Origin of the sequence: Caballeronia zhejiangensis (assembly GCF_000698575.1) — a bacterium.
Classification (GTDB): domain Bacteria; phylum Pseudomonadota; class Gammaproteobacteria; order Burkholderiales; family Burkholderiaceae; genus Caballeronia; species Caballeronia zhejiangensis.
This window is the reverse complement of the sequence record NZ_JFHD01000002.1, coordinates 270,181-282,414: the sequence shown is the minus strand read 5'-3', so window position 1 is coordinate 282,414 and position 12,234 is coordinate 270,181. Positions and strand designations below refer to the sequence as shown.

General features: G+C 63.7%; 11 protein-coding genes. 6 read left to right on the top strand and 5 right to left on the bottom strand.

Annotated features, from left to right (window positions below; genetic code table 11):
* Window positions 1-113 precede the first annotated feature (113 nt).
* Both uvrA and BG60_RS04820 read left to right on the top strand, forming a co-directional pair.
* On the top strand, window positions 114-2,987 hold the full coding sequence (uvrA, locus tag BG60_RS04825; protein ID WP_034470549.1) for an excinuclease ABC subunit UvrA: 2,874 nt from the start codon (window positions 114-116) through the stop codon (window positions 2,985-2,987).
* 112 nt (window positions 2,988-3,099) lie between these two features.
* On the top strand, window positions 3,100-4,191 hold the full coding sequence (locus BG60_RS04820; RefSeq protein WP_008351668.1) for an AI-2E family transporter: 1,092 nt from the start codon (window positions 3,100-3,102) through the stop codon (window positions 4,189-4,191).
* A 52-nt stretch (window positions 4,192-4,243) separates the two neighbouring features.
* Here the strand turns inward: BG60_RS04820 and purU are convergent, their stop codons facing one another.
* The 5 genes from purU to BG60_RS04795 are packed head-to-tail and all read right to left on the bottom strand — an operon-like array spanning window position 4,244 to window position 9,225.
* Window positions 4,244-5,113 (bottom strand): formyltetrahydrofolate deformylase, encoded by an 870-nt coding sequence (gene purU / locus BG60_RS04815; protein WP_008351670.1) that lies wholly within the window; start codon window positions 5,111-5,113, stop codon window positions 4,244-4,246.
* A gap of 22 nt (window positions 5,114-5,135) precedes the next feature.
* Complete coding sequence (locus tag BG60_RS04810; protein WP_034470547.1) at window positions 5,136-5,981, bottom strand: NUDIX hydrolase; 846 nt, start codon at window positions 5,979-5,981, stop codon at window positions 5,136-5,138.
* A gap of 3 nt (window positions 5,982-5,984) precedes the next feature.
* Complete coding sequence (locus tag BG60_RS04805) at window positions 5,985-6,599, bottom strand: LysE family translocator (protein ID WP_008351673.1); 615 nt, start codon at window positions 6,597-6,599, stop codon at window positions 5,985-5,987.
* Window position 6,600: 1 nt separating this feature from the next.
* Window positions 6,601-7,167 carry an adenine phosphoribosyltransferase gene (locus tag BG60_RS04800; RefSeq protein ID WP_008351675.1) on the bottom strand — a complete coding sequence of 189 codons (567 nt, stop codon included), beginning with the start codon at window positions 7,165-7,167 and terminating at the stop codon, window positions 6,601-6,603.
* Between the two features lie 60 nt (window positions 7,168-7,227).
* A complete protein-coding gene (locus BG60_RS04795) occupies window positions 7,228-9,225 on the bottom strand; it encodes a monovalent cation:proton antiporter family protein (RefSeq protein ID WP_008351676.1) in 1,998 nt (665 codons plus the stop codon).
* A 160-nt stretch (window positions 9,226-9,385) separates the two neighbouring features.
* On the opposite strand from BG60_RS04795, the gene kdsD reads away from it, so the two are divergent.
* Genes kdsD through lptA form a run of 4 tightly spaced genes read left to right on the top strand, consistent with a single transcriptional unit; the run spans window position 9,386 to window position 12,232 of the window.
* Window positions 9,386-10,369 (top strand): arabinose 5-phosphate isomerase KdsD, encoded by a 984-nt coding sequence (gene kdsD, locus BG60_RS04790; RefSeq protein WP_008351678.1) that lies wholly within the window; start codon window positions 9,386-9,388, stop codon window positions 10,367-10,369.
* The gene (locus tag BG60_RS04785) at window positions 10,369-10,908 is read left to right on the top strand and encodes a KdsC family phosphatase (protein ID WP_034470545.1); all 540 of its coding nucleotides are present in this window, start codon (window positions 10,369-10,371) and stop codon (window positions 10,906-10,908) included. Before kdsD ends, BG60_RS04785 begins: the two co-directional genes overlap by 1 nt.
* A 4-nt stretch (window positions 10,909-10,912) precedes the next feature.
* Window positions 10,913-11,515 (top strand): LPS export ABC transporter periplasmic protein LptC, encoded by a 603-nt coding sequence (gene lptC, locus BG60_RS04780; RefSeq protein WP_008351682.1) that lies wholly within the window; start codon window positions 10,913-10,915, stop codon window positions 11,513-11,515.
* 30 nt (window positions 11,516-11,545) lie between these two features.
* Window positions 11,546-12,232, top strand: coding sequence for a lipopolysaccharide transport periplasmic protein LptA (lptA, locus tag BG60_RS04775; RefSeq protein WP_033536543.1), 687 nt, complete (start codon window positions 11,546-11,548; stop codon window positions 12,230-12,232).
* Window positions 12,233-12,234: the final 2 nt, after the last annotated feature.

The window sequence follows — 12,234 nt, the reverse complement described above, 5'->3', positions numbered from 1 at the left end:
AGCAGGTTTGGCCCCCTCTCTTTCCGCCCGGCAATGGCTTCGTGGCCCGTCCGGACAGATGAAAGCGCCGCTGAAAACATCCGAAAGCACCCGAAAAACGCCGGAACGAACTCGTGGAAGAAATTCGTATTCGTGGGGCTCGCACCCACAATCTGAAGAACGTCAATCTCGACTTGCCGCGCCATAAGTTGATCGTGATCACGGGGCTGTCGGGGTCGGGCAAGTCGTCGCTCGCGTTCGACACGCTCTATGCGGAAGGCCAGCGCCGTTACGTGGAAAGCCTCTCGGCGTATGCGCGGCAATTTTTGCAGCTGATGGAAAAGCCGGACGTCGATCTGATCGAAGGTTTGTCGCCGGCCATTTCGATCGAGCAGAAGGCCACGTCGCACAATCCACGCTCGACGGTCGGCACCGTCACTGAAATTCACGATTACCTGCGTCTTTTGTACGCGCGCGTCGGCACGCCGTATTGCCCGGATCATCTGATTCCGCTGGAGGCGCAAAGCGTCTCGCAAATGGTCGACGCCGCACTCGCGCTGCCTGAAGAAACCAAGCTGATGATCCTCGCGCCGGTCGTCGCGGATCGGAAGGGCGAGCACGTCGAGCTGTTCGAGGAAATGCAGGCGCAGGGTTTCATCCGCTTTCGCATCCGCTCTGGCGGCGGCACGGCGAACGAAGGCGTCGCGAAAATCTACGAAGTCGATTCGCTGCCGAAGCTCAAGAAGAACGACAAGCACACGATCGACGTCGTGATCGATCGTCTCAAAGTGCGGCCGGACATGAAGCAGCGCCTCGCGGAATCGTTCGAAACCGCGCTGCGTCTCGCCGACGGCCGCGCGATCGCGCTCGAAATGGACACCGAAAAGGAGAAGCTCTTCAGCTCGAAATTCGCGTGTCCGATCTGCTCGTATTCGCTGCCGGAACTGGAGCCGCGTCTTTTCTCGTTCAATAATCCGATGGGCGCGTGCCCGGAATGCGACGGTCTCGGACAGATCACGTTCTTCGATCCGAAGCGCGTGGTCGCGCATCCGTCGCTGTCGCTCGCGGCGGGCGCGGTAAAGGGCTGGGACCGGCGCAATCAGTTCTATTTCCAGATGCTGCAGAGCCTCGCGGCATTCTACGAATTCGAAATCGACGCGCCGTTCGAGGATCTGCCCGAGAAAGTGCGCAAGATTCTTCTGTACGGCTCGGGCAAGCAGGCGATTCCGTTTTCGTACATTAACGAGCGCGGGCGCGCGTCGGTCCGCGAGCATGCGTTCGAAGGCATCATCCCGAATCTGGAGCGGCGCTATCGCGAGACCGATTCGGCGGCGGTGCGCGAAGAACTCGCGAAATACCAGAACAATCAGCCGTGCCCGGCGTGCGAAGGCACGCGTCTGCGGCGCGAAGCGCGCTTCGTGAAAGTCGGCGCAGAAGAACAGGCGCGCGGCATCTATGAAATCAGCGGCTGGCCGCTACGCGATGCGCTCGGCTATTTCCAGACGCTGCGTCTGGAGGGCGCGAAGGGCGAAATCGCCGACAAGGTCATCAAGGAAATCGTCGCGCGGCTCTCGTTTCTGAACAACGTCGGGCTGGATTATCTGTCGCTGGAACGCAGCGCGGAGACGCTTTCGGGCGGGGAGGCGCAGCGCATCCGGCTCGCGTCGCAGATCGGCTCCGGCCTTACGGGCGTGATGTACGTGCTCGACGAGCCGTCGATCGGCCTGCATCAGCGCGACAACGACCGGCTGATCGACACGCTCAAGCATCTGCGCGATATCGGCAATTCGGTGATCGTCGTCGAGCACGATGAGGACATGATCCGCATGGCCGATTACGTCGTCGACATGGGACCGGGCGCGGGCGAGCACGGCGGCGTGATCGTCGCGCAAGGCACGCCGGTGCAGGTGCAAAAGGACGCGAATTCCATTACCGGGCAGTATCTGTCCGGCAAGCGCACGATCAGCTATCCCGCCGAGCGCACCGCGCCGGACGAGCGCATGCTGCGCATCGTCGAGGCGTACGGCAACAATCTGAAGCGCGTGACGCTCGATTTGCCCGTCGGACTTCTGACCTGCGTGACGGGCGTGTCAGGCTCTGGCAAGTCGACGCTCATCAACGACACGCTGCAGCACGCGGTCGCGCAGCATCTGTACGGCTCGGCGACGGAGCCCGCACCGTACGAGTCGATCGAAGGTCTCGAACACTTCGACAAAGTGATCGCCGTCGATCAGTCGCCGATCGGCCGCACGCCGCGCAGCAATCCGGCCACTTACACCGGACTGTTCACGCCCATCCGCGAACTGTTCGCAGGCGTGCCGGCGGCGAAGGAGCGCGGCTACGACCCCGGCCGCTTCTCGTTCAACGTGAAGGGCGGCCGCTGCGAAGCCTGTCAGGGCGACGGCGTTCTGAAGGTAGAAATGCACTTTTTGCCGGATGTCTACGTGCCCTGCGACGTGTGTCACGGCAAGCGCTACAACCGCGAGACGCTGGAAGTCCAGTACAAGGGCAAGAACATCAGCGAAGTGCTGGACCTGACGGTCGAGGCCGCGCACGAGTTCTTCAAGGCGGTGCCGGTGGTGGCGCGCAAGCTGAAAACGCTGCTCGACGTCGGTCTCGGCTATATCCGGCTCGGCCAGTCCGCGACGACGCTATCGGGCGGCGAGGCCCAGCGCGTCAAGCTTTCGCTGGAACTGAGCAAGCGCGATACCGGTCGGACGCTATATATCCTCGACGAGCCGACGACCGGTTTGCACTTCCACGACATCGCGCTTTTGCTCGAAGTGATTCATCGATTGCGCGATCAGGGTAATACTGTCGTAATCATCGAGCATAATCTCGACGTAATCAAAACTGCCGACTGGGTCATCGATCTCGGTCCGGAAGGCGGCGCCGGCGGCGGGCAGATCATCGCCCAGGGGACGCCGGAGCAGGTTGCGAAGTCGAAGGCGAGCTTTACCGGCAGATATCTGGCACCCTTGTTGCAACGAGCCAAATCGGCGGCCTGATTCACGGCGCCGGTCTGGCTGCCGAAGCGCTGTCAGCCGGACCGTCGAAATGCGCCGCGCGCGCCGCGGCACGAATAACCGTCGTACGCAGCAGGGGAAAAGGAACGCAGTCATGGCGAAGCGCAACGAAGCGGCCAACGAGGAAGCGCGTGTACGGGACCTGCCCACGCGCCACGTCAGGCTGACGAGCGACATGAGCTTGCCGAAGCTGTCGGCGGTCGAGATCGGCAGCTACGTCCTTGCGCTGCTGGCGCTGTATCTCACGCTCAGGCTGCAATTGCTCGGCGGCCTGCTCGCCGGCATGCTGGTTTTTCAGCTTACGCACATGATCGCGCCGCTGATCGAGCGGCATGTGGTCAGCCGGGGCGCGCGTCTCATCGCGGTCGGGCTGATTTCGGCGATCATCGTCGGCGGGCTGACGGGTGCGACCATCGCCACCATCGAACATTTCGAGCGCGACTTCCCGAGCGTCCAGAAATTGCTCGATCAGCTGATGAGCATCACGTCGAGCGCGCGGCTGTCCGTGCCCGACTGGCTCGCGAATTACCTGCCCGTGGACACCGTGCAGATGAAGGACAAAGCCACCGAGCTGATGCACAAGCACGCCGAGATGCTCCAGCAAGGCGGCAAGGAGATGGCGCGCGGCTTCGGTCATATCGTAATCGGCATGATCGTCGGCGCGATTATCGCGGTGAGCGCGCCGCGGGCGACGCACCATCGGCTGCCGCTTTCCACCGCGCTCGTCGCGCGCGTGTCGCGCTTTTCCGATGCCTTCCGCCGCATCGTGTTCGCGCAAATCAAGATTTCAGCGATCAACGCAGTCTTCACCGCGCTGTATCTTCTCGTCGCACTGCCGCTCTTTCACGAACGGCTGCCGCTTTCGAAAACGCTCGTGCTCGTCACGTTCATCGTCGGACTGCTGCCGGTTATCGGCAATCTCATTTCGAACACGATCATCGTCGGCATTTCGCTGTCGGTGTCGTTCGGCACCGCGGTCGCGTCGCTCGCGTTCCTGATCCTGATCCACAAGCTCGAATACTTCCTGAACGCGCGCATCATCGGCGGGCAGATCGAGGCGCGCGCGTGGGAACTGCTACTCGCGATGCTCGCAATGGAAGCCGCGTTCGGCATTCCCGGCGTCATCGCCGCGCCGATTTTCTACGGATATATCAAGCGCGAGCTGATTTATCTGCGGCTCGTCTGAGCGTAAAAAAGCCCGCCTGAACCGGCGGGCTTTGTCTTTCCGAAAGCGCGATTTAGCGGAACACGACCGTCTTGTGTCCGTTGAGCAGAATGCGATGCTCGGCATGCCACTTCACCGCGCGCGCGAGCGTCACGCATTCGACGTCGCGGCCGATCGCCGTCAGTTGATCCGGCGTCATGTTGTGATCGACGCGCTCCACTTCCTGCTCGATGATCGGGCCTTCGTCGAGATCGGACGTGACGTAGTGCGCGGTCGCGCCGATCAGCTTCACGCCGCGATCGAACGCCTGATAGTACGGCTTCGCGCCCTTGAAGCTCGGCAGGAACGAGTGATGAATGTTGATCGCGCGTCCCGACAGCTTCGCGCACAAATCCGGCGACAGAATCTGCATGTAGCGCGCGAGCACGACGAGATCGGTGTCGTGCTGATCGACGATTTCCATCACGCGCGCTTCCTGCGCGGCCTTCGCTTCGGACGTCGCGTTGAGCAGCGGAAGATGATGGAACGGGATGTCATAGCTCGCCGCGAGCTGATAAAAATCCTTGTGATTCGAGATGATCGCCGGAATCTCGATCTGCAATTGCCCGGTGCGATAGCGGAACAGCAGATCGTTCAGGCAATGGCCAATCTTCGACACCATGATGACGACGCGCGGCTTGACCGATGCGTCGTGCAGTTCCCAGCGCATGCCGAATTCATCGGCGAGATCGCTGAACGACTTGCGCAGCGCGTCGAGGCCCGGATCGCCGCCGACTTGCTGGAAATGCACGCGCATGAAGAACTCGCCGGTGCGGCTGTCGCCGAACTGCGCGGAATCGAGGATATTGGCGCCGAGATTGAACAGGAAGCCCGACACGGCATGCACGATTCCCGGCCGGTCCGGGCACGACAACTTCAGATAAAAACTATGTTCGGTCGACATGACCTTTCCTCGTTCGGTTCTTTCAAATTTGCGGCGCTTCGAACAGCGCGTCGATGCCTTCGCACGCGTCTTCGTCGATCCACTGATGACGCAGCATGCAATCGAGCGTCGCGAGACTCGCATCGACGGTGAGCTTGCCCTCTTCGATCCAGCGCGCGACGTCCTCGATGCGCGCAAGGCGATGCTCGCCGACTTCGCCGTCCTGATTGTGCGGCGCGAAATCGGGCGGCAGGGAGACGTCGTACACGAAGATCTGCTCGGCCTGCGTGCCTTCCGGAAGCGACTGAAGCACATGAAACGTGCGGCCGGGCGTCGCCGTCGAGGCGAGTTCGGCGCTCATGCCCGCCTCTTCCCAGCATTCCTTCACGAGCGTCGGCATGAGTGCGAAACCCCAGCCGATGCCGCCCGCGACGACGTTGTCGAGCATGCCGGGATCGGTCGCCTTGGTGTCGCTGCGGCGCGCGATCCACAACTGCGGCGCCTTATCCCGGTATTTTACGATGCCGTTCAGATGCACCGCGTAGGTCATCGTGCCGAAGAAGCGCGACGCCGCACGCTCGATGAACGCGAGCGGCGCGGCGTCGAAGCCGTTGCGGATCGCGTAGGTTTCGTCGCGCCAACCGGGAATCTTGCCTTCGGCGAAAAGCGCGCCGATGACCGCGCCGAGCGCGGCGCTGCGCGCGTTCACATCGGCGAGCGCTGCGTGCAGGCGAACCGAAGCGGCGTCGATCACGAAGACGTCCGGCCAGCGGCGCAGCGCGTCGACGTCGGATCGGCGAGTCCAGCCGACGCGTTCATCGCCGATAAAGAACGGTAGGTGCGCGGCGGCGTCGAAGCGGCGTGCGGCAACGATCGAAGCGAGCGGCATCTCTCAGTCCTTGAGCGCGACGCGAATGCCGAGCGCGATGAACGTGACACCCGCGAGCCGGTCGAGCCACACGCCCACGCGCGGACGGCGCTTCAGCCACGCGCCGATCATTCCCGCGCCGATGCCGAAAAGCGAAAACACGACGACCGTCTGCAGCATGAAGAGCGCGCCGAGTTCGAACATCTGCAGCATCACGCTTTGCGCGCCGTGCGGATCGACGAACTGCGGCAGGAACACGATGAAGAACAGCGTCACTTTCGGATTCAACATGTTGCCGATCACGCTCTGGCGGAACACGGTCGTAAGCGGCTGGCTCGGGCGCGCGTGCGCGGTCGCGAGGCCGTGGCTGCGCAGCGCCTTGATGCCGATCCACACGAGATACGCCGCGCCCGCCAGTTTCACCGCCTGAAACGCCATCGGCGACGAACGCAGCAGTGCTGCAACCCCGAGCGCCGCGAGCGTCGTATGGAAGATCACGCCGAATGCGAACCCGCACGCCGCGACCACGCCCGCGAGCCGTCCTTGCGAAATGCCGCGCGCGAGCACCTGAAGATTGTCCGGCCCCGGCGCGACGGTGATCGCGACGGAAGCCGCGAGAAAGAGCAGAAAGTTGGGCATGTCAATGTCCGGCGAATTCGCAAACGGTATAAAGCGGCACGCCATTTTCGCGCAGCAGCTTCGAGCCGCCGAGATCCGGCAGATCGATGATCGCCGCCGCCTCGACTACTTGCGCGCCGAGCCGCTCCAGCAGAATCTTGCCGGCCATCATGGTGCCGCCGGTCGCGACGAGATCGTCGACGATCACGACGCGGTCGCCCGGCTTGCACGCATCCTCGTGAATCTCGACGGTCGCGCGGCCGTATTCCAGCTCGTACGACTGTTCGAGCGTCTTGTACGGCAGCTTGCCCTTCTTGCGGATCGGCACGAAACCGAGGCTCAGCTCGTACGCGAGAATCGGCCCGATGATGAAGCCGCGCGCGTCCATGCCGGCGATCACGTTCACGTTTTCGTCGATATAGCGCTGCACGAACAGGTCGATCAGCATGCGCAGCGCCTTGCGGTCTTGCAGGATGGTCGTGATATCGCGGAACTGCACGCCGGGCTGCGGCCAGTTATCGACGGTGCGCACGCGCTCCTTGATGAAACGCGCGGCGTCGAGCTGGGCGTGCGAGGGGGTAATGGACATGACTTCTCCGGAGTCCGCGCCGTGAGGCCGCGCGTTCGCCTTGGTGACAAAAGAGGGAAGCTAGGCTGCCCGGCGATTGCGCGAGAGCCGTTCCTCGGCTTGCGCCAGCACTTCGGGCAGGCCGCGCAGCACGACGATATCGTTCGCGCGCAGCTTGGTTTCGGGGTCCGGTGCGACGCCCCGGATGCCGTGGCGCCGGATCGCGGTCACTTCGACACCGTTGCCGACGAGTCCGAGATCGTCGAGCGAATGCCCGACGGCTTCGGAATTTGCGTCGATGGGTACGGATTGTAGCCGGACCTGCTCGTGGCCATCGTCGTCGTCGACGTCGTCGGCGCCGTGGAAATAGCCGCGCAGCAGGCTGTAGCGCGCATCGCGCATTTCCTCCACGCGCCGCACGACGCGGCGCATCGGCACGCCCATCAGGACGAGCGTGTGCGATGCGAGCATCAGGCTGCCCTCGACGATCTCCGGAATCACTTCCGTCGCGCCCGCCGCGGTGAGCTTTTCGAGATCGGCGTCGTCGACGGTGCGCACGATCACCGGCAAAGTCGGCGCGAGTTCGTGGATGTTGTGCAGCACGCGCATCGCGGACGGCGTGTTCGCGTACGTGATCGCGACCGTCGCCGCGCGATGAAGGCCCGCCGCGAGCAGCGATTCGCGCCGTCCGGCATCGCCGAACACGACCGATTCGCCCGCCGCCGCTGCCGCCGCCACGCGATCCGGGTCGAGATCGAGCGCGACATACGAAATGCCCTCTTGCTCCAGCATGCGCGCGAGGTTCTGTCCGGCGCGGCCGTATCCGCAGATGATGACGTGGCCGCTCTGCTTCAGGCTCTGCGTCGCGATTTTCGTCATTTGCAGCGATTGCAGCATCCATTCCGTCGACGAGAGCCGCAGCACGATCCGGTCCGCGTTCTGGATGATGAACGGGGCGGCGAGCATCGAGAGCAGCATCGCGGAAAGAATGGCTTGCAGGATCGTGGAATCGACGAGATGCGAATCCAGAATCAGATTCAGCAGCACGAAGCCGAACTCGCCCGCCTGCGCGAGACCGAGGCCCGTACGCATCGCGACGCCCGGCGTCGCACCGAAGGCGCGCGCGAGACCGGTGATCATCACCGCCTTGAGCAGGATCGGCACGACGAAAAAGCCGAGCACGAGAAACGGATGCTCCCAGATCACGCGCGGATTCAGCAGCATGCCGGTCGTCACGAAGAACAGACCGAGCAGCACGTCGCGGAAAGGCTTGATGTCCTCTTCCACCTGATGCCGATACGGCGTCTCCGCGATCAGCATGCCCGCGATGAACGCGCCGAGCGCAAGCGACAGACCGAACTTGTCGGTGATGAACGCCGCGCCCAGCGTCACGAGCAGCAGGTTCAGCATGAACAGCTCTTGCGAGCGGCGCCGCGCGACGAGGTCGAACCAGCGCGTCATGAACTTCTGGCCGATGAAAAGCAGCACCGTCAACGCGATGACGATTTTCACCGCGGCGATGCCGAGCCACATCGCGAGCTGCGACGACTGGCCGTTGCCGAACGCCGCGATGATGATGAGCAGCGGCACGACCGCCAGATCCTGAAACAGCAGCACGCCGAAGATGTTGCGGCCGTGCTCGGATTCGAGCTCGAGCCGCTCGGCGAGCAGCTTGCTGACGATGGCGGTCGAGGACATGGACATCGCGCCGCCGAGCGCGAAGCTCGCCTGCCACGACATGCCGATCCAGAAATTGGCGATCCAGCCGAAGATCATCGCGAGCGCGATGGTCGCACCGACCTGGCTCGCGCCGAGTCCGAACACGATGCGCCGCATCGAGCGCAGCTTCGAGAGCGAAAACTCGAGCCCGATGGAGAACATCAGGAACACGACGCCGAATTCGGCGAGATGCTGCGCGCGGTCGGTGTCCGGCGCGATGCCCGCCGCGTGCGGCCCGACGATGATGCCGACCGTCAAATAGCCGAGCATCGGCGGCAGGTTGAAATAGCGAAATACGACGACGCCTGCCACGGAGCAGAGCAGCAGCAACAGCGTCATTTCGAGCGGAGAAATCGGCATCCGACTAGCGTCCTCGTTCGTCAGCGTTCCGAGGCGCGTGAATCGGGCGCTCCGGCATCTTAAAAAGGCCCCTGACGACAGGGCTTGCGGGGGCGGATAGACGGCGGCGCACCGGGCTCCGTACGGGGCGGCCCGGAATCGCCTTTGCTATACTCCGCGCATGATAGCGAAAATCAATGGCGACCGGGCGCTGGCGCTGGCTCGCAACGTAATTCAGATCGAAGCCGACGCCGTTCGCGGGCTCTCCGAACTCCTCGACGACAACTTCACGAACGCGGTCGAAACGCTGCTCGGCTGCCGCGGCCGCGTGGTCGTCTCGGGCATCGGCAAGTCGGGCCACGTCGCGCGCAAGTTCGCCGCGACGCTCGCCTCCACCGGCACGCCGGCGTTCTTCGTGCATCCGGCCGAAGCGAGCCACGGCGACCTCGGCATGGTCACCGCCGACGACATCTTCATCGCGCTGTCGAACTCGGGCGAAACCGAGGAACTCGTCGCCATTCTGCCGCTCATCAAGCGGCTTGGGGCAAAGCTGATCGCGATCACCGGCCGTCCCGAATCGAGTCTCGCGCAACTGGCGGACATGCATCTGAATGCACGCGTCGAAAAGGAAGCGTGTCCGATGAATCTCGCGCCGACGGCCAGCACGACCGCCGCCATGGCGCTCGGCGATGCGCTCGCCGTCGCCGTGCTCGACGCGCGCGGCTTCGGTCCCGACGACTTCGCGCGCTCGCATCCGGGCGGCGCGCTCGGGCGGCGCCTGCTCACCTATGTGCGCGACGTGATGCGCGTAGGCGACGAAGTGCCGGTCGTTTCGCTCGACGCAACCGTTGCGGACGCGCTCTTCCAGATCACCGACAAGCGCATGGGCATGACCGCGGTCATCGACGAAAATCGTCACGTCCACGGCATTTTCACCGATGGCGACCTGCGCCGCATCCTGCAGCGCGACGGCGATTTCCGCGCGTTGAAACTCGCCGATGTCATGACCCGTAATCCGCGCACGATTGCGCCGGATCATCTCGCGGTCGAAGCCGTGGAACTGATGGAGCGCTTTCGCATCAATCAGATGCTGGTCGTGGACGCCGATGCGACGCTGATCGGCGCACTGAACATGCACGACCTCTTCTCCAAGAAGGTAATTTGATGGCGCAGAAGCCTCTCACCGCCGCCGAACGCGCGAGCCGTCTGAAGCTGATGGTGTTCGACGTCGACGGCGTTTTCACCGACGGCAGTCTCTATTTCACCGCCGAAGGCGACGCGATGAAGTCGTTCAATTCGCTCGACGGCCACGGCGTGAAGATGCTGCAGTCGGTCGGCGTGCAGACGGCGATCATCACGGGACGGCAATCGGGCATCGTCGCGGCGCGCGCGCGCGAACTGGGCATCACCCATCTCTATCAGGGCGTCGGCGATAAAACCGTCGCGCTCGCCGAACTTCTCGAAGCCACCGGCATTCCGGCCGACGAATGCGGCTACATGGGCGACGACTGGCCGGATCTCGCGGTGATGCGCCGCTGCGGCTTTGCGGCCGCGCCCGCGAACGCGCATCCCGAAGTAATTCAGCGCGTGCACTGGGTCGCGGAAGCGCGCGGCGGCCACGGCGCCGTGCGCGAAGTCTGCGACGCGATCCTGCGCGCGCAACATCGCTACGACGAACTGCTCGCCGCAGCGCTCGGAGGCTGAGGCCATGCCGCGCCCCGGAAAGCTCGCCTCGCTCCTGCCGCTTCTCGCGGTGGCGGCGCTGGCCGGCATCACCTACTGGCTGCTGCAGGCCACGCTGCCTCCAGCACAGCAGGCGCCCGCGCCCGAGAAGCGCCACACGCCCGACTACTTCGCCAACAACTTTTCGGTTTCCGAGCTCGACGCCACCGGCACGACGCAATATCGTCTGACGGCGAAGTCGATGGTGCATTACGAAGACGACGAGATCAGCGAGCTCACGCTGCCCGCGATGCGAATGTTCCAGCCGATGAAGCCGACCGTCACGGCGACGGCCCAGCGCGGCACGGTCAATGGCGACGTCTCGATCGTCGATCTCTACGACGACGCGCGCATCGTGCGCGCGGCCGGTTACGGAGATCCGCAGATGCAGGCGGATTCCCAGCATTTTCGCGTGCTGGTGAACGACGATGTCATCGAAACGGAAAAACCGGTTAGACTTCAGCGCGGCCCGTCGGTGATGACGGCCTCTGGCATGAACTACAACAACGTGACCCGGGTGATGAAGCTGTTCGGTAACGTGCGCGGCGCGATCGCAGCCACGGATATCAACGGCGGTTCGTCCAAGTAATCCCGGCACTCCCATCCGAATTGTGACTGCATGAACGAAAGGTTCCCTCGTCCCGATGGCGGCCCTGCGCGCGCAATGCTCGCGCGCCGTGCCACGCACGCCGTGCGGGCCGGGCTCGCTGCCGCCCTGACCATCGCGGTCGCGCTGGCCGCGCTGCCGGCGCACGCCGAAAAGGCCGACCGCGACAAGCCGCTCAACATCGAAGCGGACAACATGTCGTACGACGATCTCAATCAGAAGAACATCTTCACCGGTCACGTAGTCGCGACGAAAGGCACGATCGTGATCAAGGCCGACCGCGTTGAGGTGACGCAAGACCCGCAGGGTTATCAGTACGCCACCGGCACGTCGACCGGCAACAATCTCTCGTATTTCCGTCAGAAGCGTGACGGTCTGAACGAGTACATCGACGGCAACGCGGTGCGAATCGATTACGACGGCAAGAACGACTTCACGAAGCTCACGACGCGCGCGGTCGTGCGCCGCCTGCAAGGCCTGACGACCGTGCAGGACGAAGTGCACGGCAGCGTGATCACCTATGACGGCCAGAAGGACTTCTACACGGCGAGCGCGGGCAAGGACCAGGCCGGACCCGGCAATCCGAGCGGCCGCGTGCGCGCGATGCTCGCGCCGCGTTCAGGCGGCGCCGCGCCGCTGAACGGTTCGCCTGCCACGCTTTCTCCGTCGAATACCATTCAAGGAACGCCGCAGCAGTGAAT

Bases quoted from the DNA above. Each gene is read 5' to 3' on its own strand.
- BG60_RS04820 (WP_008351668.1), top strand. From the start codon at position 3,100: ATGGCGAAGCGCAACGAAGCGGCCAACGAGGAAGCGCGTGTACGGGAC.
- purU (WP_008351670.1), bottom strand. From the start codon at position 5,113: ATGTCGACCGAACATAGTTTTTATCTGAAGTTGTCGTGCCCGGACCGG.
- BG60_RS04810 (WP_034470547.1), bottom strand. From the start codon at position 5,981: ATGCCGCTCGCTTCGATCGTTGCCGCACGCCGCTTCGACGCCGCCGCG.
- BG60_RS04805 (WP_008351673.1), bottom strand. From the start codon at position 6,599: ATGCCCAACTTTCTGCTCTTTCTCGCGGCTTCCGTCGCGATCACCGTC.
- BG60_RS04800 (WP_008351675.1), bottom strand. From the start codon at position 7,167: ATGTCCATTACCCCCTCGCACGCCCAGCTCGACGCCGCGCGTTTCATC.
- BG60_RS04795 (WP_008351676.1), bottom strand. From the start codon at position 9,225: ATGCCGATTTCTCCGCTCGAAATGACGCTGTTGCTGCTGCTCTGCTCC.
- kdsD (WP_008351678.1), top strand. From the start codon at position 9,386: ATGATAGCGAAAATCAATGGCGACCGGGCGCTGGCGCTGGCTCGCAAC.
- BG60_RS04785 (WP_034470545.1), top strand. From the start codon at position 10,369: ATGGCGCAGAAGCCTCTCACCGCCGCCGAACGCGCGAGCCGTCTGAAG.
- lptC (WP_008351682.1), top strand. From the start codon at position 10,913: ATGCCGCGCCCCGGAAAGCTCGCCTCGCTCCTGCCGCTTCTCGCGGTG.
- lptA (WP_033536543.1), top strand. From the start codon at position 11,546: ATGAACGAAAGGTTCCCTCGTCCCGATGGCGGCCCTGCGCGCGCAATG.